This is a genomic window from Kribbella sp. NPDC058693 (assembly GCF_042715335.1).
GTDB lineage: Bacteria > Actinomycetota > Actinomycetes > Propionibacteriales > Kribbellaceae > Kribbella > Kribbella jiaozuonensis.
Genome location: NZ_JBHXSQ010000003.1, coordinates 721,471 through 745,031, shown reverse-complemented (window position 1 = coordinate 745,031; position 23,561 = coordinate 721,471). Strand labels below are relative to the sequence as shown.

Here is a 23,561-nt window from a genome sequence, read left to right as displayed (position 1 = left end):
GCCCGCGTCAGCCCCCACCACCGATCCGACAGACAGGAGGCGACCAGTCGATGTCCGTCGCCACACAGGAAGCGACGCCGGCCGCCGCGAAGCCTGCGAAGAAGAAGACCAAGCGCGGCCCCGAACACCGTCCCGGACTGAACCGGTGGCTGCCGTATCTGTTGCTGGCACCGGCCGTCCTGGCCGAACTGCTGATCCACATCATCCCGATGGTGGTCGGCATCTGGATGAGTTTCATCAAGCTGACCAAGTTCTTCATCGCGAACTGGTCCGCCGCGCCCAGCGCCGGGCTCAACAACTACAAGGTCGCACTGGACTTCAACAACGCGGTCGGTGAGGGCCTGCTGAAGTCGTTCGGCGTCACCGTCGCGTTCTCGCTGATCACGGTCGCCCTGTCCTGGGTGCTCGGGATGGCCGCCGCGGTTGCGCTGCAGCCGCCGTTCCGCGGCCGCGGCATCATCCGGACGTTCTTCCTGGTGCCGTACGCGCTTCCGGCGTACGCCGGGATCCTGACCTGGAACTTCATGCTCCAGCGCGACACCGGCGCCGTTAACCACGTGCTGAACCAGCTGCACCTGAGCGACGGCCGGACGTTCTGGCTGATCGGCAGCAACGCGCTGGTCTCGCTGATCACGGTCGCGACCTGGAAGCTGTGGACGTTCGCGTTCCTCACGCTGATGGCCGGCCTGCAGAGCATCCCGGGCGACCTGTACGAGGCCGCGTCGGTGGACGGCGCGGGCAACCTCCGGCAGTGGCGCAACATCACGCTGCCGTCGCTGCGACCGGTCAACCTCGTGCTCGTACTCGTCCTTTTCCTGTGGACGTTCAGCGACTTCAACACGCCGTACGTGCTGTTCGGTACGGCGCAGCCGCCGGCCGGTGACCTGATCACGTTCCACATCTACAACGCGTCGTTCCTGACCTGGAACTTCGGCACCGGTGCGGCGATGTCCGTGCTGCTGCTGATCTTCCTGATGATCGTCACCGGCGCGTATCTGCTCGTCACCGGAAGGAGGTCGCGTCGTGCGTGAGACCCAGGGTTTCAAGATCTACCGCGGTGTCGTGCTGACCGTGCTCGGCCTGTTCGTCCTCGTCCCGCTGTACGTGATGATCACGTCGTCTCTGAAGCCGCTGAAGGACGTGCAGGGCGCGTTCAGCTGGTGGCCGTCGAACCTGACGCTGGCGCCGTTCGTGGACATGTGGAAGACGGTGCCGCTGGCCCGGTACTTCGTGAACAGCACGATCGTGTCCGTGTCGGCGACGGTGTTCTCGGTGGCGATCGCGATCCTGGCGGCGTTCGCGGTGTCGCGGTTCCGGTTCCGCGGGCGGACGGCGTTCACGACGACCGTGTTGTCGACGCAGATGTTCCCGGGTGTGCTGTTCCTGCTGCCGTTGTTCCTGATCTTCGTGAACATCAACAACTCGTTCGGGCTGCAGCTGGTCGGGACGCGGCTCGGCTTGATCATCACGTACCTGACGTTCAGCCTGCCGTTCTCGATCTGGATGCTCGCCGGGTACTTCGACAGCATCCCGCGCGAGCTCGACGAGGCCGCGCTGGTGGACGGCTGCGGACCGATGGGCGCGCTGTGGCGCGTCGTACTGCCGGCCGCCCGGCCTGGCGTGATCGCGGTCGCGATCTACTCGTTCATGACCGCGTGGGGCGAGGTCCTGTTCGCCTCGGTGATGACCACCGAAGCCAACCGCACACTCTCGGTCGGCCTACGCCAGTACTCCACCCAGACCAACATCTACTGGAACCAGATCATGGCCGCCGCCCTGGTCGTCAGCGTCCCAGTGGTCATCGGCTTCCTTCTCGCCCAACGCCACTTCGTCGCCGGCGTGACCGCCGGCGCGGTGAAGTAGTCAGACGAAGAGTTTTTCGCCCCAGTACCCGCCGGGGGTTACCCCCGGCGGGCAGGCGAAGATGCCGGAGCCTACGTGGTGGATGTACTCGTTCATCGTGTCGTTCTTGGCCAGTTGGTTCTGGATCGGGATGAATTGTTTGCGGGGGTCGCGTTGGTAGGCGAGGAAGAACAGGCCGGCGTCCAGGCGGCCGAGGCCGTCGGAACCGTCGACGAAGTTGTAGCCGCGGCGGAGTAGTTCGGCGCCCTTGTTGAACGTGGGGTGGGCGAGGCGGACGTGGGAGTCGGCCGGGATCTTCGGCTGGCCGTCGGCCTGTTTGGCGTTGAAGTCGAGGGTGTCGAACTCGTCGGCCTTGCCGAGTGGTGCGCCGGTGCCTTTGCCGCGGCCGATGATGCCTTCTTGTTCGCCGAGTGAGGTGCGGTCCCAGATCTCGATGTTCATCCGAATCCTGCGCGAGACCAGGTAGGAGCCGCCGACCATCCAGTCGGGGCCGTCCTCGGGTTGGACCCACAGTTGCTGCTCGAGTTTGTCGGCGTCCTCGAGCTTGAGGTTGTTGGTGCCGTCCTTGAAGCCGAACAGGTTCCGCGGCGTCGACTGGGCGCGGGACGTGGACGACGTACGGCCGAAGCCGAGCTGGGAATACCGTACGGCGACTCGCCCGAAACCGATGCGAGCCAGGTTGCGGATGGCGTGTACGGCGACCTGGGGGTCGTCGGAGCAGGCCTGTACGGCGATGTCGCCGTACGAGCGGTTGGGGTCGAGGTCGTCTCCGATGAAGTGCGGCAGGTCGACGAGGGCCTTCGGGCGTTTCGCGGCGAGACCGAAGCGCTTGTCGAACAGGGTCGGGCCGAAGCCGACGGTGATCGTCAGCCGTGCGGGTGGCAGGCCGACTGCTTCGCCGGTGTCCTCGGGCGGGGCTTCGTCCGGGCCGTTCACGGCGCCGTACTGGCCGATGTCGCGGCCGGCTGTCAGGAGGGCGGCCGCGGCGGTCCATTCCTTCAGCAGGCCGATCAGCTCGTCGCGGCTGGTCGTCGTCACATCAAACGCGGCGAAGTGCAGCCGATCCTGCACCGGCGTGGTGATGCCCGCCTGGTGCGGCCCGTGGAACTCAACCGGCCCGTTGGTGTCAGCAGCCTGCGACGGCTGGGTGGAGACCGCGGAGCGCACCGCATAACCGGCGACGCCGGTTGCCACGGCAGCACCCGCCGCGCCGAAGAGTCCGCGCCGCGAGAAACCCCGTCGCGGGTTCTCGGTTGGGGGTGTGGGTTCGTCGGTCATTTCTGGGCGATTGCTCCTGCTACCTTGCTGACCGGTTCGGCCAGGCCGTCGACTACGGCGCCGAGGGCCTTCTTCTCCGCCTCGGATGCGGTGTACGGCTTGAAGCCGTCGCCGTCGCGGTACTTGTCGAGGGACGCGAAGACCGCCTTGAAGTTCGTGTCGAGCTGCGTCACCAGCGCCGCGTCCCGCGCCTGCAGCGCCGGGCGGAGTGCCTGGACGGCCGCCTGCGAGCCCTCGACGTTCGCCTGGAAGTCCCACAGGTCGGTGTGCGAGTAGCGGTCCTCTTCGCCGGTGACCTTGCCGGTCGCGACCTCGTCGAGCAGTTCCTTCGCGCCATTGGCCAGCTGCAGCGGGGTCAGCTTCACGACCTTGGCCTTCGCCACGACCGTCTTCACGTCGGTCAGCAACTGGTCGGCGTACTTGTCCATGCCCTTGGTGCTGTTGGAGACCCACAGCGCCTGCTCGATCCGGTGGTACCCGGTCCACTCGGTCCCCGGCTCGACGTCGTTCACCCGGGCGTCGATCTTCGGGTCGAGATCGCCGAACGACTCCGCGACCGGCTCGATCCGCTCCCAGTACGTCCGCGACACCGGGAACAGCGCCTTCGCCTTCGCGACGTCGCCGGCCTTCACCGCGGCCACGAACTCGGTGGTCTTCTGCTCCAGCGCGACCGCCTGCGAGTTCACGTACCGCTGGTAGCTCTCGGTCGCCTGCTTGAGCTCGGTGTCGGTGTCGACCTGCGCCGGCGCGTCACCCGTGACAGTCAGGTCGCCGCGGATGCCGTCGCCGACCATGCCCGGCTTGCAGACCGCCTGGTACTTGCCGGTCGGCAGCTCGACGATCAGATCCCGCTTCAGGCCCGGGCCGATGTTCTCGACCTCGCCCATCACCCGGTCGCCATCGGCGTACACGTAGAACTCCGTGACCTTGCTACCGCCGTTCGACACCGAGAACGTGCTGGTGCCGGACTTCACGTCGCGGCGGCTGAGGTCACAGCCCGAGTCGGACGCCTTCACCGAGACGGGGCCGGTGCCGTCGTCCTTGGCCGCGGGCGTGTCCTTCGCGCACGCGGTCAGCGCGCCGATACCGATGACGACGCCGAGGACGGCGGCCCGACGGGGCAATGAGCTGGACATGGTTCTCCTGAGCGGGGATGTGAGGGGTGGATCAGGCCGCTTCGCCGGCGGTCTTGGCCGCCGGTACGGCGGGCGGCGTGGAGCTCTTCACCGGACGGAAGTAGAGCACCATCACCGGGACCAGATAGACGACCCACGCGGTTGCCTCTAGCACGGTGGGGGTCGGGTTGAAGTTGAAGATGCCCTTGAGCAGTACGCCGTACCAGCTGTCCGGCGGGATCACATGCGAGATGTCGAACGCGAGATGGTCCAGGCCGGGCAGGATGCCCGCCTCCTGCAGGTCGTGGAACCCGTACGCGAAGATGCCGGCCGCGACCAGGATCAGCACCGCGCCGGTCCACTTGAAGAACACGGCCAGGTTGATCTTCACCGCGCCCTTGTAGATCGCGACCCCCAGCAGCACCGACGTACCGAGGCCGAGCAGCACCCCGATCAGCGGTACGGCGGTGGTCGCGGTGGCGGCGGACGCGTACACGATGAACGCGGTCTCGATGCTCTCCCGGAACACCGCCAGGAACGCGAGGATGACGACGGCGCGGGACCCGACCTCGAGCGCCTGCCCCATCCGCTCGCGCAGTTCCTTGGCGATACTGCGGGACGCCTTGCGCATCCAGAAGATCATCCAGGTGACGAAGCCGACCGCGAGGATCGACATCACCCCGCCGACGGTCTCCTGGGTGGTGAACGACTTCGCGGTCAGCGAGGTGACGAACTGGAGCAGGCCCCAGGCGACGGCCGCGACACCGAGCGCCGTCGCAACACCGATCCAGACCAGTTTCAGGCGATCGCGATGCCCCGACTTGACCAGGAACGTGGCGAGGATGCTGACAACCAGCGAAGCCTCGAGTCCCTCACGGAGTCCGATCAGATAGTTCGCGAGCATGGCGGCGACACTTCCAGAGCATTAGGTACGGCTAACCTTGCTGAGGTTAACCTAAGAAGTCCCATTCGCCTACTGTGTCGTACGCCGCACTTTGCCCCGGACCCTCACCGAGCCGGGATTGAATCAACTGCAGGCTACCCGCGGTCCAGACCGGACCGTCGTAGGTGTCGAAAACCCTGACCCACCTGGTCACATCGATCGGTCGCCGCAACCGGGCCAGGGTCACATGCGGGGTGAACTTCCGGCCCTCGACGGTGACGCCGGCCCGACTCGCCGCCGACCGCGTGGTCACCGACAGGTGCTTCAGCGATTCGGTGTCGTCGCGCACTCCGGCGTACAGCACCCGCGCGTCCGGTACGCCGGGGAACGCGCCCGCGCCGGTCAACTGCAACTCGAACGGCTTCTGCCGTTGCGCGGCCGCCTCCAGCCGCTCCTCGAGCTCCTCGGTCTTCCAGTCCGGTACGTCGCCGAGGAACGCCAGCGTGATGTGCCAGTGCTGCTCCGAGGCCCACCGGATGTCGTCATCCGGATGCTCCCGCCGCGGCTCGACGAACTCGCTCAGATCCTCCACAACTTCGATGGGTGGCACCACGGCCACGAACAATCGCATCCCGAAATGCTATCGGTGGTGGAAACTGCTTTGTGTGGAACTCAAACTGCCGTCGCCGTGTGTGGTGATCCTGGTGGGGCCAGGGGCGTCGGGGAAGTCGACCTGGGCGGCGGAGCTGTTCGCGCCGGAGTTGATCGTGTCGAGTGACCGGTTGCGGGCGTTGGTCGGTGCCGGGGAGGACGATATTGCGGCCAGTGCGGATGCGTTCGCGTTGCTGGATGTGGTGGTGCGGCAACGAATCGGGCGGCGGTTGACGACTGTGATCGACACTCTCGGCCTCGACAAGGACCGGCGGTTGGAGTGGCTGCGGCTGGCGCGTGAGGCCGGGATGGCCTGTGTGGCGGTGGGTTTCGATACTCCGGCCGAAGAGTGCCGGCGGCGGAATCGGGAGCGGTCGGCCAAGCGGATCCCGGCTGATGTGCTGACCTCGCAGTTACGGTCGTGGGCGGCGGCGAAGAAGGAGTTGCCGGACGAAGGGTACGACCAGGTTCTGCAACCGACGGCCGTTCGGGTGGTCCCTGAGGCGTTTGTGGACGCGGGCGAGGCGGCTGTGCGGCAGGTGGAGAAGCCGAGCGGGCTGAGGTTCGGGTTGCAGCTGAGCAGTTACACGCATCCAGGTGGTCGGGCGGGGCTGGCGGCTTGGGTGCGGGAGGTGGCTTCGAAGGCTGAGGCGGTGGGGTTCGACTCGATCTATGTGATGGATCATTTCCGGCAGATCCCGCAGGTCGGGCGGGCGTGGGACGACTTCCTGGAGAGCTGGACGACGCTGGGGTATCTGGCGGCCTGCACCACGCGCGTACGCCTCGGCACGTTGGTCTCGGGCATCACCTATCGGAACGTCGCCCACCTCGGGAAGATCGCGGCGACGCTCGACGTGTTGAGTGGTGGGCGGGCGGTGTGCGGCGTCGGGCTCGCGTGGTTCGAGGCCGAGCACAAGGCCTACGGCTGGTCGTTCCCGCCGGTGAGTGAGCGGTATGCCTTGCTCGAGGACGCGTTGCAGTTGCTGCCGGTTTTATGGGGACCAGGCAACAAACCGTTCCACGGCAAGGTTCTCGACGTACCGGACACCACGTGCTACCCGCGGCCGTTGCAGGAACACCTGCCGGTGCTGGTCGGCGGGAGCGGACCGCGGACGCTCAGGCTGGCGGCGCGGTACGCCGATGCCGTGAACGTCTTCGGGGACGCCGCCGCGGTCCGGAAGGCTGTCGGTCACCTCGGCGATCGCCCCGTCGAGGTGACCCACCTGTCGACAACCCTTGTGGGTAAGGACTCCCGGCAGCTGGACGAGCTCGTGCAGAAGCTGCGCCCGAGGAACGTGAACCCGGCGCGGTACGCCGCGATGGTGAACGCCGGCACGGTGGACGATCAGATCGGTCGGTTCCGCGAGCTGTCCGAGGCGGGTGTGGCCGAGGTGATGATCAGCCTGCCCGACCTCGAGACGCTCGACACGGTCGCCGACGTGATCTCAGCCTTCCGGGTGTAGGTCCAGCTGCAGCAACGCGTTCTCGATCAGTTCGGGCATCGCCGGATGGATCCAGTACTGCTGACGCGCCATCGAGTACGCGTCCAGGCCGAAACTCATCGCCTGGATGATCGGCTGGATCACGGTCGGCGCCTGCGGTCCCATGATGTGCGCGCCGATGACCTGACCGGTCTTCGGGTCGGCCAGGATCTTCGCGAACCCGGTCGTGTCCTCCATCGCCCAGCCGTACGCGATATCGGCGTACCGCTGAACCGCTTTCACATAAGGGATCCCGCGCTCCTTCGCCTGCTCCTCGGTCAGGCCGACGGAGGCGATCTGCGGCGCGCTGAAGACCGCGTGCGGTACGAAGCGGTGGTCGGACTCGATCCGGTCGTCCGGGTTGAGCAGGTTGTGCTTCACCACCCGGGCCTCGTGGTTCGCGACGTGCTTCAGCTGGTGCGGGGTGGTCACATCGCCCAGCGCGTAGATGCCGTCGACGGTGGTCTGCTGGTACTTGTCCACGACCACCCGCGCCTCGCTGTCGACCTCGACACCGGTGGCGTCCAGGTTCAGCAGGTCGGAGTTCGGTTCCCGGCCGACCGCGACCAGGAGCTCGTCGACGACCAGGGTGTCGATCCCGGCCGGGTGCAGCATCTTGAGCGCGATCGAGCCGTCCTCATGGCGTGTCACCCGGACGGTCTCGTGGTTCAGGCGTACGTCGTACAGCTCCTGGGCGATCTTCGTGTACGCCGAGGCGAGCTCGCCGTCCTCGTGCCGGAGCAGCACGTTCGAGCGCGCGATGATCGTCACCTCCACCCCGAACGACGCGAACACGTGCGCGAACTCGGCCGCGACGAACCCGCTGCCGATGATCGCCAGCCGGCGCGGCAGCTCGTCGAGCCGCATGATCGTGTTCGAGGTGTGGAACCCGGTCTCCTCGAGCCCCGGGATCGGCGGCACGATCGGCCGACTACCGGTGGCGAGCACGAACTGGTCGGCGCTGAACACGCTCGTCGACCCGTCCTTGTTGTCGACGGTCAGTTCCTTGAACCCGGTGAACCGGCCGGTCCCGTCGTACACGGTGACGTTGGCGTTGTCCGGGCTGTGGTGCCGGTACTCCGAGCCGCCCGCCGCGATCGGGTCGATCCGGCCGAAGATCCGGTCCCGGACGTCGGGCCAGCGGACGTCGAGCAGTTGCTCGTCGACGCCGTACCGTGAGCTCTCCGACGGGGTCGCGGCCACGTCGGCGGCGTGCACGAACATCTTGGTCGGGATACAACCGACGTTCAGGCAGGTGCCGCCGAAGGTGCCACGCTCGACGATCGCGACCTTCCGGTCCGCGAACCGCTTGTTCACGATCGTGTTGCCGGATCCTGTCCCAATGACTACCAGGTCGTAATGGGTCACACCTCATTGTGCCGCTTACACGCAAGTCGGCCTGCGGTTACACGCAGGAACCTGCGGTGGACCCGCTCAGGAGGGAAGATGGGGAGGGTGGGAAGCGGTGAGCTGAAAAGCACGAACGGCACGGTCGTCTGGGACGGCATCGGGATCCTTCGCCTCCGGTACGACGGAACGCAAGCCGGACTCGATGCGCTGACCAGCTCGTTGCGGACCCGCCTGGGCGAACGGATCCTGCCGGTCGAGGCGCTCAAGGCGGTCGAGGTCAGCGGGGCCGGTCTCAAGCTCATCCTGCGCGACGGCGCCGACCCGCTCCAGTCAGTGACCGGCGGTCAGGTCGTGATGGACCTGTATGACTTCCCGGAGGTCGACCCCGCGCTCGCGGAGCAGATCGCCCGCGACATCCGCAGTACCCTTGTCCGCCGCGACGTACCGCCGACGACCTCCGCCCGCTGGTTGCTCGCACCGCCGGTCGCGCCGGACCGGCTCACGGGCCGGGACGCGACGCTGTCGGTAGCGAACGGGCGGCTCACGTTCGACTACAAACGGTCCGCGGGCCGGAGGAAGAAAGCGCTCGGCGCGCAGTGGTCGGTGCCGCTGGTCGACATCATCGACGTCGAGTGGTCGCCGACCCCTGGGCGATTCGGCGCCCGCGGCTTCCTCCGGATCGCCACGGCCGGTACGCCGGACGAGCGCCCGAAGCCGAAGCACGACCCGGCGGCGATGCTGATCGAGGCCGGCGCCGACGTCGACGCGCTGTTCTTCGCCGCCCGCCTGCTGACCCGGATCCGGCCCTAAGCGACTCTCGGTCCGACGTCCTGCTTCGCGCCGGGCTCGTCCTTGAGCGCCACGGGCTCGTCGTCGAGCGGGACGGTCTCGAGGACTGCCTTGTCGCCGAGCAGCTCGGTCTGCGGCAGCACCTCGAGATGCGGGCGCGGCAGCAACCGCGGCCGGATCGCGAGACCGCGTCGGCGGGAGAAGTACAGCACCGAGGCGACGGTCCCGAGCACGGTCAGTCCACCGCCGACGATCAGCGAGTACCGCGCGCCGAACACCTGCCCGATCCAGCCGATGAACGGCGAGCCGATCGGCGTACCGCCCATCAGGACCGTCATGTACAGCGCCATCACCCGGCCACGCATGGTCGGCTCGATGCTCAGCTGCATGGTCGCGTTCGCCGAGGTCAGCATGGTCAGGGAGGCCAGGCCGACGATCGGCAGCACCAACGCGAAGGTCAGGTACGTCGGCATCAAGGCGCTGACGATCTCGGCGATACCGAACGCCAGCGCGGCGCCGATCACCAGGCGGGCCCGGATCCGGACCCGGCGAGCCGCGAGCAACGCACCGGCCAGCGAGCCGATCGCGAGCACCGAGCCGAGGATGCCGTACTCCCCCGCGCCCTTGTGGAACACACTCGTTGCCATCAGCGCCGAGGTGAGCTGGAAGTTCAGGCCGAAGGTGCCGGCGAAGAAGACCGCGACCAGGACCATCATCAGGTCCGGCCGGCGCCACAGGTAGCGCATACCGTCGCGGATCATGCCCTTCTCGCGGCCGGCGGGCTTCGGGGTGTGCAGCTCGGACACGCGCATCAGCCGCAGCGAGAGGATCACCGCGGCGTACGTGAAGCCGTTGACCAGGATCACCGGACCTGTGCCGATCCAGTTGATCAGCAGACCGGCCAGCGCCGGGCCGAGCAGCCGGGCGGCGTTGAAGGACGCCGAGTTCAGCCCGACGGCGTTGGAGAGCTCGTCGCGGCCGACCATCTCGACGACGAAGGACTGCCGGGTCGGGGCGTCGAACGCCGTACCGACACCGAACAGCAGGGCGAGCAGGTACACATGCCAGGTCTGTACGACGCCGCCGATCGTGAGGCCACCGAGCGTCAGGGCGACGCTGGCCATCGCGATCTGGGTGACGGTCAGCACGGTCCGCTTCGGGAAGCGGTCGGCGACCAGTCCGGCGTACGGGCCGAGCAAGAGGGCAGGCAGGAACTGGAGTCCGGTGACGATACCGAGCGCCGTACCGGAGTGGGTCAGCTCCAGGACCAGCCAGTCCTGGGCGACACGCTGCATCCAGGTGCCGACGTTCGAGACGATCGCGCCGGTGGCGTAGAGACGGAAGTTACGGACTTTGAACGCGCGGAAGGTCGGGCTCACTGGGCCGCCAGGCGTTCGAGAACAGGTGCTGCCTTGCGCAGGATGTCGCGCTCCTCGGGGGTCAATTGCTTCAGCTTGGTCTGCAGCCACTCGTCGCGGCGCCGGCGGTTCGCCAGGATCAGCTCGTCGGCGCGGCCGGTCAGCTCGACGACGATCTGGCGCTTGTCGGTCGGGTGCGGGCGGCGGATCACCAGACCCGCCTCCTCCATGTTCGTCACGATCCGCGTCATCGACGGCGGCTTCACCTGCTCGTGGGAGGCCAGCTCGCCGATCGTCATCGACTCGTGCTTGGACAGCGCGCCGAGCACGCTGAGCTGGTTCGCGGTGAGATCGTGACCGGGCTCACGCTGACGCCGGATCTGCCGGGACAACCTGAGCGTCGACGACCGCAGGGCACTGGCCAGCCCGACGTCACTCTTCACCTGCTGGGCTACGACTTCGGGCATGTCTTTACCTTAACTCATTACCTTTGCTAACTAAAACCGGTGACCGGCGGCTGGTATTCCCGGCCCCGCTAGAGTTCCGGTTCATGAGCGCCGAGCTGGAGCGGTACGAGCAGCGGTTCCGGCAGGCCGGGCTGCCGCTGTTCATCGAGGACTTCTCGCCGACGCACGACATCTTCACGCGGGCGACCCCGCTGCTGGTGCTGGTGTTCCTGGCCGAGATGCTCGGCGCGATCTCGCTCAACTGGCCGCTCTGGGTGAACCTGCTCGCGGCGCTCGGCGGTCTCGCGTTCCTGATCGGCGGGTTCGGCGTACTGAACCGGCTCCGCGGCCGGCCCTTCTGGTCGCTGCCGAAACGGTTCGGGACGCCCGAGCTGGCGGTCTTCGTACTGCTGCCGGCCAGCCTGCCGGTGGTCTCCGACGGTCAGATCCGCCAGTTCTTCGGAGTTGCCGCCGGCAACCTGCTGCTCGTCGGCCTGGTGTACACCGTGGTCGGCTACGGCCTCGTCGGTACGACGCTGTGGGGGCTGCGCCGGCTCGCGGGTGAGCTGGCGAACTCCGTGGCCAGCCTGGTCCGGGCGCTACCGCTGCTACTGATCTTCTCGCTGGTGCTGTTCATCACCGCGGACACGTGGCAGGTGTTCGCGGGTATGCCGGTCGCCTTCGTCGTGTTCCTCGCGGTCGGCTTCGCCGTACTCAGCAATCTGTTCCTGATGCTGCGACTGCCGCGCGAGCTGGAGGCGATCGAGCGCGACGTCAGCTCCGGGCCGCCGCTGCGCCGGGTCCAGCGGATGAACCTCAGCCTCAGCCTGGTGATCCGGCAGTGGATGCAGGTCCTCGTCGTCAGCAGTGGGGTCGGCCTGTTCTTCGTTGCCTTCGGCATGCTCGCGATCAGCGACCACATCTACCAGCAGTGGGGCATCGACCACGGCGGGTGGTCCCACACGTTGCTGATCCTGAACCACCCGGTGGTGATCAGCTCGTCGCTGGTGAAGGTTGCCGTCGGCATCGCAACCTTCACCGGCCTGTACTACTCGATCGCGCTCCTCACGGATGCGACGTACCGTGCCGACTTCCTCGAAAGCCTCACCACCGAACTCCGCGAGCTGTTCGTCACCCGCGCGGAGTACCTCGATCAGCGTGCTCAGGTGAGCCAGTCGGTGAGCGGGCCGATCGCGAAGTAGATGACGAAGAGCGCGGCGACGACCCACATCAGCGGGTGGACCTGGCGGGCCTTGCCGCGGACGGACTTCAGGATGACGTAGAAGACGAAGCCGGCGCCGATACCTGCCGAGATCGAGTACGTGAACGGCATCAGGACGATGGTCAGGAACGCCGGGAACGCGACCTCGATGTCGTCGAAGTCGATGCCCTTCACCTGCGTCATCATCAGGAAGCCGACCAGGATCAGCGCCGGTGTCGCGGCCTCGTACGGGACCAGCGTGACGAGCGGCGCGACCACCATCGAGATCAGGAAGCAGATCCCGGTCACCACGCTCGCCAGACCGGTCCGCGCGCCTTCACCGACACCCGACGCCGATTCGATGTACGACGTGTTGCTGGACACGCTCGCCGCGCCGCCGGCGGCAGCGGCGACGCTGTCGACGATCAGGATGCGCTGCGAGTTCGGCGGGATGCCGTCCTTGTCGAGCAGGCCGGCCTCGGCGCCGATCGCGGTCATCGTGCCCATCGTGTCGAAGAAGTCGGCCAGCATCAGCGTGAAGATCAGCAGGATCGCCGACACCGCGCCGATCTTCTCGAACGAGCCGAACAAGCTGAACTCGCCGATCGTGTCCAGGTTCGGTTTCGTGAACCACTGGTCCGGCAGCTTCGGCACGCTCAGGCCCCAGCCGCCGGGGTTGTCCGCGGTGCGGGCGCCGACGTTCGCGATCGCCTCGATGATGATCGCCAGCACGGTCGAGGCCAGGATGCCGATCAGGATCGCGCCCTTCACCTTCCGGGCGTACAGCGTGACGATCAGGATCAGGCCGACCACGAACACCAGCACCGGCCAGCCGCGGAGGGTGCCGCCGACACCTAGTTCGACCGGCGGGCCGGTGGGCGCGGCGGGACGACGTACGAAGCCTGCGTCGACCACACCGATGAACGCGATGAACAGGCCGATGCCGACGCTGATCGCGATCTTCAGCTGGAGCGGGACCGCCTCGAACACCGCCTTGCGGAAGCCGGTCAGCACGAGGATCAGGATGATCAGGCCCTCGAGCACGACCAGGCCCATCGCGTCGGCCCAGGTCATCTTGGTCGCGACCGAGAACGCGATGAACGCGTTCAGGCCGAGCCCGGTGGCGAGCGCGAGCGGGAAGTTCGCGACCACGCCCATCAGGATCGTGACCACACCGGCCACCAGCGCAGTCGCGACCGCGATCTTCGCGATCGCCGCGGCCGGGTCGGTGCCGCCGCCGACGAACTGGCCGGCGCCGTCCTTGACGGTGCCGATGATCAGCGGGTTCAGCACGACGATGTAGGCCATCGTGAAGAACGTGACCAGCCCACCACGGATCTCCCGGCCGAGCGTGGATCCGCGTTCACTGATCTTGAAGTACGCGTCGAGGGGACCGGAACCGGAGCGGGCCGTCGAGGCCTGGGGCGAGCTCATGCCCGCATCGTGCCAGGTCCTACCGGCCAGTTGCGAGCACTTACACCAATCCGTTGCGGGTTAGAGTGAGGGTGTGAGCGAGGAGCAGGACGGACCGAAGAAGCGCACCGACCCGACGAGCCAGTTGGCCCGCGGGGAGCTGGTGCACGCCGAGGTCAAACCGCTGGACCTGTCCGGCATCCCCAGCGTCATCACCGGCATCGCCCTGTGGGCGGTCGCCTTCGTCGTGCTGCTGATCTTCCGCGACCGCCTGAAGGACAACGGCCTCGACTGGTGGCTCTGGGTCCCCGTCGCCGGCTTCGGCCTGGGCCTCATCGGCCTCTGGTACTGCAAACGCCGCTGGACCGCCATCCAAGCCGGCCACCGCCCGGCGACAGAGGACTGAGTCGTACCGGAGGAGAGTCGGGTTGCCCGTCGAGTTTGAGGCGAAGGTGCTGGAGGTTGATCCGGCGGTCGTCGCGGAGAAGATCCTCGGGCTGGGTGGGCGTCGGGTTGCGGACCGGGTGATGCGGCGGTTGGTGTACGACGTTGCCGTGGGCGACGAGTCACGCTGGATCCGGCTGCGGGACAGCGGGACCGAGGTGACGCTCACCGTGAAGGAGATCGCCCACGACGGGATCGACGGTACGACGGAGACCGAGGTCGCGGTCAGCTCGTTCGAGACCACGGCCGACCTGCTACGCCGGATCGGCTTCGCCCCCAAGTCCTACCAGGAGAACCGCCGCACCAGCTTCGAGCTGTACGGCGCCCAACTCGAGCTGGACCACTGGCCCCACATCCCGCCGTACCTCGAGATCGAGAGCCACTCCCGCGAACACGTCGTAGAAGTGGCCACCACCCTCGGCTACTCCGAACACGAACTCACCGGCGAGAACACCACCAAGGTGTACGCCCGCTACGGCATCAACCTGTCCGACATCTCAGACCTCAGGTTCACTACAACCTGACACCCAGCTAGTTCCTGTTGCCGCGGGGAGTCAGGCGGGGTCGACGTACGGGAAGGCCGGTCGGCGCAGGCTTTCGTTCGTCGACGGGTCCAGGCCGGACGGTACGGCGGTGCCGGCAACCATCGAGAGCATGAGCTCCGGGGCGTTGTCGGCGAGACCGCGCCCGTTGCGGGTCGCGAATCCGAAGCTTGCCGGCGTGCCGACGACGTACGGGAGAACGTCGGGCAGCAGTTCGCGGGCGACCGTCTCACCGTAGCCGTGCGAGTCGCCCGCGGCGCCTCCGGCCGCGACCACCGCGGCGACCCTGTCAGCCAGATTCTTGCCGTCGGCAGTGAAGTCCTGCGACGGGTGGCGGGTGTTGGCCGGGTACGTGAAGCGGGTGTCGTCCGGCCAGAAGATCGGCCACATCATCGGATTGCCGGCCCGGTTGATCTGCCGCCAGCCGCCGGCGTCGGTCGCCAGCTTCGTGGTGCACCAGACCCCGGTGCGCGTACCCGGCGTGAGCACCGGGTGCTGGTGCGAGACCTCCAGCACGATCGACTCGACCGTGGTACCCGCGAAGCTGTTGCGCGCCTCCTCGGGACGCCATCCGGACAGGGCAACCGCCGTACCGTCGTGTACGGCGGCGTTCACCCGGGAGAGCAGCGACAGGTCGATGTAGAACGAGTCGTGGATCCGGCCGGCCCACACCCGCAGCCCTGCACCCTCGGCCGGCTCACCGGTCCTGCCCTCGAGGACGAGCTCTCCGTCGACGCTGTCCTCCCGGGCGTCGTCGCCGGTCAGCACGTGTACGGCGAGGGGCTGCCGGCCGGACGCATCGTGTTCGCCGAAGGAGATCCGGTAGGTGAGCGACTCGTACTCCGCGTCGTCGACGTGCACCTTGAACTCGTAGCGAGCCTCGTGGTGGAACCCCGGCTGGACGTCGTCCCCGGTGATCGTCGAGTTGACGTCCATGACGAACACCGTGCTGTCCTCCCCGGAGAAGACGTAGAGATCGTCGATGTAGAGCTGCCCGTTCTGCCTGGCGAGTGGTGTGTCGAGGTGGTGCGACATGGTCGGTGCTTCCCTTCGTTCGGTGACCGTTGTCGGCCTGCCATCGAGCATCACGGGGCGCGGCGGACGGGAGTACCCGCCAATGCGGTAACTCCTCATAATGAATGGTTATGAGCGAAACCTCGCTGGACCTCGACAGCCTGCGGCTGCTGACACTGGTCGCCGAACTCGGCAGCCTCGGCCAGGCCGCGGAGCGGATGCGGATCAGCCAGCCTGCCGCCAGCAAACGTCTCGGCATGCTGGAACGCCGGCTCGGGCTACAGCTTGCCGAGCGAGACACTCGCGGCTCGGCTCTGACCACCGAAGGCAAGGCGGTGTGTCACTGGTCCGAACAGGTACTGGCCGAGGCCGCGAATCTGTTGGCCGGTGCGGCAGCTCTTCGCGCCGAGCGGGGACGTGACCTGCGAGTGGCGACCAGCATGACGCTGGCCGAGAGCTTCCTCCCGGGCTGGGTCGCCGAGCTCCAGCGGCAGTCGCCCGGCGTCCAGCTCAGCCTGAAGGTGACCAACTCCGAGCAGGTCGCCGCGTTGGCGTCACGCCACGAGATCAGCATCGGGTTCGTCGAGGGACCCGCGGTGCCGCACGGACTCAGCTCACGGACAGTCGCCACCGACCGGCTCGTCGTCGTAGTCACCCGCGCACATCCCTGGGCGCGCCGCCGCCAGCCGGTACAACTCGCCGAACTCGCGGCCACCCCACTCATCGTCCGCGAGCCCGGCTCAGGAACCCGCGAGACCCTGGAGCGGGTCTTCACCCGCGCCGGCCTCCAACCGGTAGACCCCCTGATGGTGCTCGACGTCAACGCCGCCGTCCGCAGCGCAGCCGCCGCAAGCATCGGCCCCGCCGTCCTGAGCGCCGCCACAGTCGAAGACGACCTAGCCCTCGGCCACCTAGTCGAGATCCGCCTAGCCGGAGCCGACCTCCACCGCAAACTCCGAGCCATCTGGCCAAAAACCCGCCCCCTACCACCAGCCGCCGAAACCCTACTCCAAATAGCCCGCAGCCCCCGCTGACCGTAACCGCAGTCCCCCAACCCCACCGAAGGCGCCACGGCCGCTTGGCCGTGCCCGACTGGCCTCACCCGCCAGCAAACGCGTCCACCAGGCCCCACCCCAGCCGCGGTCGTTAGCCCGTGCCCGATCCAGCTCACACGCCGGCGCACCCGACCAGCAGACCCCATCGCAGCTGCTTGGCGGCCGGCCTCCGCGCTCGAACGCGGGACCAACTCCCGCCGAAGGCGGCAACAAGAACTGTCGCGGCCGCTAGGCCGTGTCCTTTGTGGGGTTAGTCCTCGGCGAGTTCTTCGGCGGCGCGGGGGGTTACGGCGACCTCGGGCTCGGTGAGTTCGAGGTTGTCGTAGCCGGTGGTGTCGAAGGCGTGGTCGGGGGTGGGGGGTTCGGGGATGTCGATGGTGGCGTCGGAGTGGGCGCCGCAGCCGTAGTCGTACGCGACGACGCGGGCCTCGCCCGGAGCCATCTCGTTGGCGCACACCCCGAACGCCTGACCGAGGCTGTCGGCGAGGCGGATCCAGTAGCCGCAGGAGTGGCACTTGTACGGAACGGCCTGCGCGATCGGCGACGTCGGCCCGAAGTCACCGGCGTACCAACGCTCGGCCGCCTCCTCCCGCCCGAACGGCGACAGCACCCGCTCGCGACCGAGACCGAGCTCCTCGACCACCGTGAGAACGTCCTCAGGAGCGTCCGAGGTGTCGGTGAACCCCGGCTCGAGGCGCGGGTCCTCGGGAGCGGTCGGGAACAGATCGCCGGGACGAAGGTCCCCGGGCTGGACGCGGTCCGACCACGGGACCCACTCCGGCGCGACGATCGCGACGTCTCCCGGCAGCATCACGACCTCGTTGATCGTGACGGTCTTGGCGCGGGAGGCGCGCGTGACGGTGACCGCCCAGCGCCAGCCGCGATACCCGGGATGCGTGGACGCGAAGTAGTGCGTGACGAGGCGCTCACCCTCGACCAGATGACCGAGGTGCTCACCGACCTGCGCGGCGCCGGCCTCGGCGATCGCAGCCTCGCGGGCCGGTTCGACCGCCGCGACGCAGACGGCGTCGGGCTTGGCACGGACCGGTTCCGGAGTTCTGACGGGAGTCACAATCGCCCATTCTCGCACGCCGCTCCCAGTACACCGAACCGCCCGTCGCAGTACGCCAAACCTGCCTGTCCCCGTACGCCGGACCTGCCTGTCCCTGTACGCCGAACCGCCGTCGCCGAACCGCCGCCGAACCGCATCCGGCCCGCTCGCACGCGCGGTGACTGCGCTCTGTCCCCGGTGCGAGGCAGGATGGTTCCATGCATCCCCCCGACTCCGACGACCCGAACGCCGGGCGCGGCAGGCGTGACGGCGACGCCGCCGGCCGGTCGCGCGGCGACACGGGCCGAGGCCGGGAGGAGAATGGGCACGGACGGGGCGCCGGGCGGGCTTCGAACCGGAGGGCTCCGGACGAGCAGGCGGGTGGTGGCATGGGGGGCAGCGCAGCAGGAACCGGCGACCGAGCCGACCACTCCAGCACAAACGGCGGCGCAGCACCCCCGGGCGGAGCCGGCGCCGGTGGGTCCAGCACGGGTCGAGCTGGCGCCGGTAGGCCCAGCTCCGGCGGCGCAGGGCGCTCGGACGCGGGAAGCGGCGCAGAGCGCCCGCGTACGACGAGCGGCGGACCACGCCCGGGTGCGCCCGGCGGACCACGCCCGGGGCCGACCAATGGCGGAGCACGCTCGGGTGCGCCCGGCGGCGAGACTGGCGGCGAGGCTGGGAAGTCGGCGGGTGATCGGCTGAGTGATGCTCGGGGGCGGGTGGGGTCTGCGAGCAAGAAGGTCGGGCATGCTTCCAAGGTCGGGGCTGAGGGCGTCGCTTCGGCGTCGAAGAAGGCGGCTGAGGTCAGCGGGAAGGTCGGTCGTGCGACCGGCCGTCGGATCCGCGGCCTGACGGGTGCTCAAGGCGCCGGTGAGTCGGGGCTTTCGCGGCTGATCGAGCTGGGCGCGGTCAACGCAGCCGGCGATACGGCGTTCGCGGTTTCGCTCGCCGGGACTGTGTTCTTCACCGTGCCGAGCGACCAGGCGCGCGACCGGGTGGCGTTGTTCCTACTGCTGACGATGGCTCCGTTCGCGTTGATGGCGCCGCTGATCGGCCCGATGCTCGACCGGTTCAGGCACGGTCGGCGCTGGGCGATCGGCGCGACACTCGGCGTACGGGCGTTCCTCGTCTGGAGTCTCGCGTCCTCGATCTCCGGCCACGGATCCGCCTGGCTGTACCCGGCCGCCCTCGGCTGCCTCGTCGCTTCCAAGGCGTACGGCGTCACGCGCGCCTCCGCCGTACCGCGCCTGCTCCCGAAGCAGATCACGCTCGTCACGGCCAACTCGCGCATCTCGCTGGCCGGTGTCGCCGGTGCGACCATCGGCGCCGGGATCGCCGCCGCGTTCGCCGCGATCGGGCCGGAATGGTCGCTGCGGTGGGCGGCGTTGGTGTACATCGTCGGGCTGATCCTCGCGATCCGGCTGCCGAGTGCGGTCGACTCGCCCGCGGATGAAGAGGTCACGGGTACGGCGGGACGCGATGCGCGGCGGCGGGCGATCACGGCCGCGGTGTCGCGCGGGATCCGGTGCAACCTCGGGCTGCGGTTCGTCTCCGGGTTCCTGACGATGTATCTGGCGTTCCTGTTGCGCGACCAGCCGATCAGCGGGGTGAAGGGCGCGGTCGCGGCCGGTGCGGTGATCGCGGCGGCCGGGATCGGGAACAGTCTCGGCACCGTCCTCGGATCGTTGCTCAAGGCACGTAAACCGGAAGCGGTCGTGCTGGCGGTGCTGCTCGCGGACGCGATCGTCGCGATCGCGGTGGCCGTTCTGTACGGGCTGCCGATCCTGATCGCGCTCGGCCTGGTGGCGGGATTGTGCAGTTCGCTGGGGAAGCTGTCGCTGGACGCGATGATCCAGCGGGACGTGCCGGAGTCCGTGCGTACGTCGGTGTTCGCGCGCTCGGAGACCGTGCTGCAGCTGGCCTGGGTGATCGGCGGCGGGTGCGGGATCGTGCTGCCGTTGATCCCGCGGCTCGGGTTCGGGTTCCTGGCGGGTGTGCTGGTGGTTGTGGTCTTCCTCGTACTGCGGATGCGCCCGGCGGCTCGCCCGGCCGACGGGCCGCTGCGTCCGGGCGGTCTCGGTGGGCCGCGAACCGGGTCGCAGTCGAGGCCACGGCCGACCGGGGATCGGCACGATGACAGGTCGCAGGACCGGCCGCGGCCGGACAGCACCACGCGGACGATCCTCACCACGAGCGTCGCCGAGCAACGCGCGAACCGGGCGCGTCGCTCGGACTCCGGCGAAGAACCAACCATCGAGTGGCGCGGCGACCAGCCACCAACAGTCCCCCCATCGGACCGCCGTCCAGATCCCCGCCGCCGCCCAGACCCCGCGAGCCTTCCGAACCCGCCTGCCGGCCGGTGGTGGAGCGGCCAGCCCGACGAGGACGAGGACACCCAGAACCAGTCCCCCTGGGCCGAAGAACCAACCGAAGAACGCACCCGCGGCAACCTCTTCAAACGCCGCCCCGGCGGAACCAACCCCCGCCACCCACCCCGCTAACCCCAGCCCGCGGCTGAGTGGTCGGGGGGATCGACGCAGCCGCGCCCGGCGGCGGTTGAGGCGCGGAACGGCGGCCGCTAGTCGGCCGCCGTCGGCGCGGCCGCGCCCGGTGGGGAGGCGAGACGCCGCGCGGCGGTTGAGGGGTGGGCCGGCGGTTGAGTAGTCGAGGGGCGGCGCAGCCGCACCCGGGCGGAGTGGCCAGACGCCGAGCGGCGCCTCAGGGGGCGGTGGCCGGGCGGTGGTTGACGCGGAGCGGCGGCCGGGTGGGTTTCACGCCGGCCGCCGGGTGGGGTGGGTTAGAGGGCTGGGGTTAGGGCTGGCTCCTCGGTGGCGGGGTCGGGGGTTTGGGTGGGGGTTGGGTGGGTGGTGCCGCGGAGGGTGAGGGTGGCGGTTACGGCGGTGGCCAGGAGGAGGAGGGTGCCTACGAGGGCGACCACGTTCATGCTGTGGGTGAAGGCGTGCTGCGCGGTGGTGAGGACGGTGTCGGCGAGCTGACCGGGGAGGTGTGCGGCGGCGGCAGTGGCGGCCGGGAGACCTTCGCGGACGGGAGCGGCGACACCGGCTGGGAGGGACGACGGAAGGTCGGAGCGGTACGCCGCGGTGCCGATCGAGCCCAGGATCGCGATCCCCAGCGCCCCGCCGAACTCCGAGCAGGTTTCCATCACCGCGGACGCCGAGCCGGCTCGCTCCGGGGCGACCGAACCGACGACAGCCTCGGTGACCAGGGTCATCACCATCACCAGTCCCGCGGCCAGCAGACCCGCACCGGCCAGCGGCACCGCCAGCGACGAGTCGACGTGCACCTGGGTGAGTACGGCGTACCCCGAGGCCGCGAGCACGAACGCTCCACCGATCACATACGCCCGATCCAGCTTCCCAGCCAGCGCGGTCGCCAACGGAGCCGCGCCCCCGACCAGCACCGACGGAGCCAGCGACCACAACGCGGCCTTGAGCGGCGAAAGCCCGTGCACCAGCTGCAGGTACTGGGTCAGGAACACCGCGTTCCCCACCAGCGCCAAAGTCCCGACGGTGTTGGCAGCCAACGACCCGCTGAACGCCCGGTTCCGGAACATCGACAGATCAACCATCGGGTACGCCGCGGTCCGCTGCCGCTGCACGAACAGCACCCCGAACACCAGCCCGGCCGCGATCGCCACGACCGGCAGCAGCGCCGCACCGTTCGCAGCAATCTCCTTGATCCCCCAGATGACCGGGAGCACAGCGGCCAGCGACAACACCGAACCCAGCAGATCGAACCGTCCACCGGCAGGGGTCTTGAACTCCGGCAGCAGGATCGGCGCGAGCACCAGCAGCAGGATCATCGCCGGGGTGTTGATCAGGAACACCGAGCCCCACCAGAAGTGCTCCAGCAGGAACCCGCCGAGCACCGGCCCGAGGGTGATCCCGCCCATCATCACCGCGCTCCAGAACGCGATCGCCTTCGACCGCTGCTTCGGGTCGTGGAACATGTTCCGGATCAGCGCCAGGGTCGACGGCATCAAGGTCGCCCCGCCGATGCCGAGGAGGGCGCGGGCCGCGATCAGCTGCTCCGGGTTCTGCGCGTACGCCGCCGCGACCGAGGCGAGCCCGAAGCCGACCGCACCGAAGATCAGCAGCCGGCGTCGCCCGATCCGGTCGCCGAGCGAGCCCATGGTGATCAGCAGGCCGGCCAGTACGAAGCCGTAGATGTCGAAGATCCACAGCTGCTCGGTCGCCGACACGCCGAGATCCGCGCTGATGAACGGGACCGCGAAGTACAGCACCGAGACGTCCATCGAGACCAGCAGCAGCGGCAGCGCGAGCACGCCGAGCGCGATCCATTCCTTGCGTCCCGCGAGTTCCGGCTTACTCATGATGCCCCTCCGAAGATTTATCTGTTTACGCCGCACACTGTGTGCGTCATACACAGACCATACACAAGACTGTCTATGCTGTAAACAGATACGATCAAGAGCAAAAAGAAGCCTCGCTCCGCTCGGCGGAGGGGGAGAGGATGGCGACCATGGAAGACGACGAACTGCCGCGGGTGCTTCAGCAGCTCTGGGGGATCGAGGGGCGGAGCCGGCCGGGGCCGAAGCCTGCGTTTCAGGTGCAGGACATCGGCGAAGCGGCGATCAGGCTCGCCGACGCCGGCGGCCTGACCGCGGTCTCGATGAGCAAGGTCGCGGCCGAACTCGGCGTCACCACGATGGCGCTCTACCGGTACGTCGAGGCCAAGGACGACCTGTACGTCGTCATGCTCGACCAGGCGTTCGGCCTACCACCCGAGGTCAGCGAGACCGCCGACTGGCGCGAGCGCATCACCACCTGGGCGGAAGCGTTTCAGGCAGCGCTGCAGAAGCACCCGTGGATCCTGCAGGTCCCGGTGTTCGAGCCGCCGCTCTCACCGAACCAGCTGGTCTGGATGGAAACAGGCCTGAAGGCGTTCGAAGGTACGCCGTTGACCTCGAACGACCGCATGTCCGCGATGCTGCTGGTCAACATCTTCGTCCGCGGCACGACCGGCCTCAGCGTGAACATGCTGAACATGCCGCCGGCCGAGGCCGCCGCAGCCGGCGAACGCTACGCGCGCAGGCTGCGAATGCTTGCGACCCCGGATCGATTCCCGTCGATCGCGACGACGATGGACGGCCCGCAGGACTTCATCGACAACGACCCGACCGAGTTCCGGTTCGGTTTGACCACAGTCCTCGACGGGATCGACTCGTTGATCAGCCGGAGCGGCTGACGGTCAGAAGTCGAGCTTGTCGGCGACGCCGCGCAGTACCGTCGCCACCTGCTTGGCGGACTTGTTGTCGGGCTGGCGGCCGCGGCGGTAGTTCTCGCCGATCCGGTCGAGGAGTTTGATCAGGTCCTCGATGACGACCTGCATCTCCTCCGGCTTCGGGCGCATCGCCTTCGCCACCGACGGCGGCGGGTCGATCAGCCGGACCTGCAGGGCCTGTTCGCCCTTACGTCCCTCGACGACACCGAACTCGACCTTCTGCCCGGGCTTCAGGTTGGTGACACCGGCCGGCAAGGCCTCGGCGCGGACGTAGACGTCCCCGCCCTCCTCCTTGCTGAGGAAACCGAACCCCTTGTCGGAGTCGTACCACTTCACCTTGCCAACGGGCACGGGAACCTCTT

At 68.3% G+C, this 23,561-nt stretch carries 22 protein-coding genes; 10 read left to right on the top strand and 12 right to left on the bottom strand.

Features of this window, described 5'->3' with window-relative positions; translation table 11 throughout:
- Positions 1-50: 50 nt before the first annotated feature.
- Together ACFWUU_RS21530 and ACFWUU_RS21525 are read left to right on the top strand one after the other, a co-directional pair.
- Positions 51-1,031, top strand: a complete 981-nt coding sequence (locus ACFWUU_RS21530) for a sugar ABC transporter permease (protein ID WP_350858893.1) — start codon at positions 51-53, stop codon at positions 1,029-1,031.
- Complete coding sequence (locus ACFWUU_RS21525; RefSeq protein WP_130441026.1) at positions 1,024-1,863, top strand: carbohydrate ABC transporter permease; 840 nt, start codon at positions 1,024-1,026, stop codon at positions 1,861-1,863. The genes ACFWUU_RS21530 and ACFWUU_RS21525 overlap by 8 nt, the downstream gene beginning before the upstream one ends.
- Here ACFWUU_RS21525 and efeB read toward each other — a convergent pair whose 3' ends face one another.
- From efeB to thpR, 4 genes are read right to left on the bottom strand one after another with little or no spacing between them, the layout of a single operon-like run.
- Positions 1,864-3,141: an iron uptake transporter deferrochelatase/peroxidase subunit gene (gene efeB / locus ACFWUU_RS21520; RefSeq protein ID WP_380177531.1), complete on the bottom strand. Its 1,278-nt coding sequence runs from the start codon at positions 3,139-3,141 to the stop codon at positions 1,864-1,866.
- Positions 3,138-4,277, bottom strand: coding sequence for an iron uptake system protein EfeO (efeO, locus tag ACFWUU_RS21515; RefSeq protein ID WP_380177529.1), 1,140 nt, complete (start codon positions 4,275-4,277; stop codon positions 3,138-3,140). The genes efeB and efeO overlap by 4 nt, the downstream gene beginning before the upstream one ends.
- A 31-nt stretch (positions 4,278-4,308) precedes the next feature.
- A complete protein-coding gene (gene efeU / locus ACFWUU_RS21510; protein WP_137258854.1) occupies positions 4,309-5,160 on the bottom strand; it encodes an iron uptake transporter permease EfeU in 852 nt (283 codons plus the stop codon).
- A gap of 46 nt (positions 5,161-5,206) precedes the next feature.
- Positions 5,207-5,770: an RNA 2',3'-cyclic phosphodiesterase gene (gene thpR, locus ACFWUU_RS21505; protein ID WP_380177527.1), complete on the bottom strand. Its 564-nt coding sequence runs from the start codon at positions 5,768-5,770 to the stop codon at positions 5,207-5,209.
- Between the two features lie 34 nt (positions 5,771-5,804).
- On the opposite strand from thpR, the gene ACFWUU_RS21500 reads away from it, so the two are divergent.
- Positions 5,805-7,253: an LLM class flavin-dependent oxidoreductase gene (locus ACFWUU_RS21500; protein ID WP_380177525.1), complete on the top strand. Its 1,449-nt coding sequence runs from the start codon at positions 5,805-5,807 to the stop codon at positions 7,251-7,253.
- Here the strand turns inward: ACFWUU_RS21500 and ACFWUU_RS21495 are convergent.
- Positions 7,236-8,639 (bottom strand): mycothione reductase, encoded by a 1,404-nt coding sequence (locus tag ACFWUU_RS21495; protein WP_380177523.1) that lies wholly within the window; start codon positions 8,637-8,639, stop codon positions 7,236-7,238. The genes ACFWUU_RS21500 and ACFWUU_RS21495 overlap by 18 nt on opposite strands.
- Positions 8,640-8,717: 78 nt before the next feature.
- Here ACFWUU_RS21495 and ACFWUU_RS21490 point away from each other — a divergent pair, with 78 nt between their 5' ends.
- Positions 8,718-9,431, top strand: coding sequence for a DUF4429 domain-containing protein (locus tag ACFWUU_RS21490; protein WP_380177521.1), 714 nt, complete (start codon positions 8,718-8,720; stop codon positions 9,429-9,431).
- On the opposite strand, the gene ACFWUU_RS21485 is transcribed toward ACFWUU_RS21490, so the two are convergent.
- Positions 9,428-10,789 (bottom strand): MFS transporter, encoded by a 1,362-nt coding sequence (locus ACFWUU_RS21485; RefSeq protein WP_137258849.1) that lies wholly within the window; start codon positions 10,787-10,789, stop codon positions 9,428-9,430. The two genes, ACFWUU_RS21490 and ACFWUU_RS21485, sit on opposite strands and share 4 nt — an antisense overlap.
- The gene (locus ACFWUU_RS21480) at positions 10,786-11,235 is read right to left on the bottom strand and encodes a MarR family winged helix-turn-helix transcriptional regulator (protein WP_380177519.1); all 450 of its coding nucleotides are present in this window, start codon (positions 11,233-11,235) and stop codon (positions 10,786-10,788) included. Before ACFWUU_RS21480 ends, ACFWUU_RS21485 begins: the two co-directional genes overlap by 4 nt.
- Before the next feature lie 83 nt (positions 11,236-11,318).
- Here ACFWUU_RS21480 and ACFWUU_RS21475 point away from each other — a divergent pair, with 83 nt between their 5' ends.
- Complete coding sequence (locus ACFWUU_RS21475) at positions 11,319-12,416, top strand: hypothetical protein (RefSeq protein WP_380177517.1); 1,098 nt, start codon at positions 11,319-11,321, stop codon at positions 12,414-12,416.
- On the opposite strand, the gene ACFWUU_RS21470 is transcribed toward ACFWUU_RS21475, so the two are convergent.
- Positions 12,377-13,849, bottom strand: coding sequence for an NCS2 family permease (locus tag ACFWUU_RS21470; RefSeq protein WP_137258846.1), 1,473 nt, complete (start codon positions 13,847-13,849; stop codon positions 12,377-12,379). The genes ACFWUU_RS21475 and ACFWUU_RS21470 overlap by 40 nt on opposite strands.
- 73 nt (positions 13,850-13,922) lie before the next feature.
- Here ACFWUU_RS21470 and ACFWUU_RS21465 point away from each other — a divergent pair, with 73 nt between their 5' ends.
- Positions 13,923-14,234 (top strand): DUF2530 domain-containing protein, encoded by a 312-nt coding sequence (locus tag ACFWUU_RS21465; RefSeq protein WP_380177515.1) that lies wholly within the window; start codon positions 13,923-13,925, stop codon positions 14,232-14,234.
- Between the two features lie 22 nt (positions 14,235-14,256).
- A complete protein-coding gene (locus ACFWUU_RS21460) occupies positions 14,257-14,796 on the top strand; it encodes a class IV adenylate cyclase (protein WP_380177513.1) in 540 nt (179 codons plus the stop codon).
- 30 nt (positions 14,797-14,826) lie between these two features.
- On the opposite strand, the gene ACFWUU_RS21455 is transcribed toward ACFWUU_RS21460, so the two are convergent.
- Positions 14,827-15,849, bottom strand: a complete 1,023-nt coding sequence (locus ACFWUU_RS21455; protein WP_380177511.1) for a DUF4331 family protein — start codon at positions 15,847-15,849, stop codon at positions 14,827-14,829.
- Positions 15,850-15,959: 110 nt separating this feature from the next.
- On the opposite strand from ACFWUU_RS21455, the gene ACFWUU_RS21450 reads away from it, so the two are divergent.
- On the top strand, positions 15,960-16,862 hold the full coding sequence (locus ACFWUU_RS21450) for a LysR family transcriptional regulator (protein ID WP_137258842.1): 903 nt from the start codon (positions 15,960-15,962) through the stop codon (positions 16,860-16,862).
- A 271-nt stretch (positions 16,863-17,133) separates the two neighbouring features.
- Here the strand turns inward: ACFWUU_RS21450 and ACFWUU_RS21445 are convergent, their stop codons facing one another.
- The gene (locus ACFWUU_RS21445) at positions 17,134-17,955 is read right to left on the bottom strand and encodes a DUF3027 domain-containing protein (protein ID WP_380177509.1); all 822 of its coding nucleotides are present in this window, start codon (positions 17,953-17,955) and stop codon (positions 17,134-17,136) included.
- A 698-nt stretch (positions 17,956-18,653) separates the two neighbouring features.
- Here ACFWUU_RS21445 and ACFWUU_RS21440 point away from each other — a divergent pair.
- Positions 18,654-20,435: an MFS transporter gene (locus ACFWUU_RS21440; protein WP_380177507.1), complete on the top strand. Its 1,782-nt coding sequence runs from the start codon at positions 18,654-18,656 to the stop codon at positions 20,433-20,435.
- A 296-nt stretch (positions 20,436-20,731) separates the two neighbouring features.
- Here the strand turns inward: ACFWUU_RS21440 and ACFWUU_RS21435 are convergent, their stop codons facing one another.
- Positions 20,732-22,288, bottom strand: coding sequence for an MFS transporter (locus tag ACFWUU_RS21435; RefSeq protein ID WP_380177505.1), 1,557 nt, complete (start codon positions 22,286-22,288; stop codon positions 20,732-20,734).
- 149 nt (positions 22,289-22,437) lie between these two features.
- On the opposite strand from ACFWUU_RS21435, the gene ACFWUU_RS21430 reads away from it, so the two are divergent.
- Complete coding sequence (locus ACFWUU_RS21430) at positions 22,438-23,163, top strand: TetR/AcrR family transcriptional regulator (protein WP_380177503.1); 726 nt, start codon at positions 22,438-22,440, stop codon at positions 23,161-23,163.
- Between the two features lie 3 nt (positions 23,164-23,166).
- Here ACFWUU_RS21430 and ACFWUU_RS21425 read toward each other — a convergent pair whose 3' ends face one another.
- Positions 23,167-23,550 carry a cold-shock protein gene (locus tag ACFWUU_RS21425; protein WP_130441062.1) on the bottom strand — a complete coding sequence of 128 codons (384 nt, stop codon included), beginning with the start codon at positions 23,548-23,550 and terminating at the stop codon, positions 23,167-23,169.
- Between the last annotated feature and the right edge of the window lie 11 nt (positions 23,551-23,561).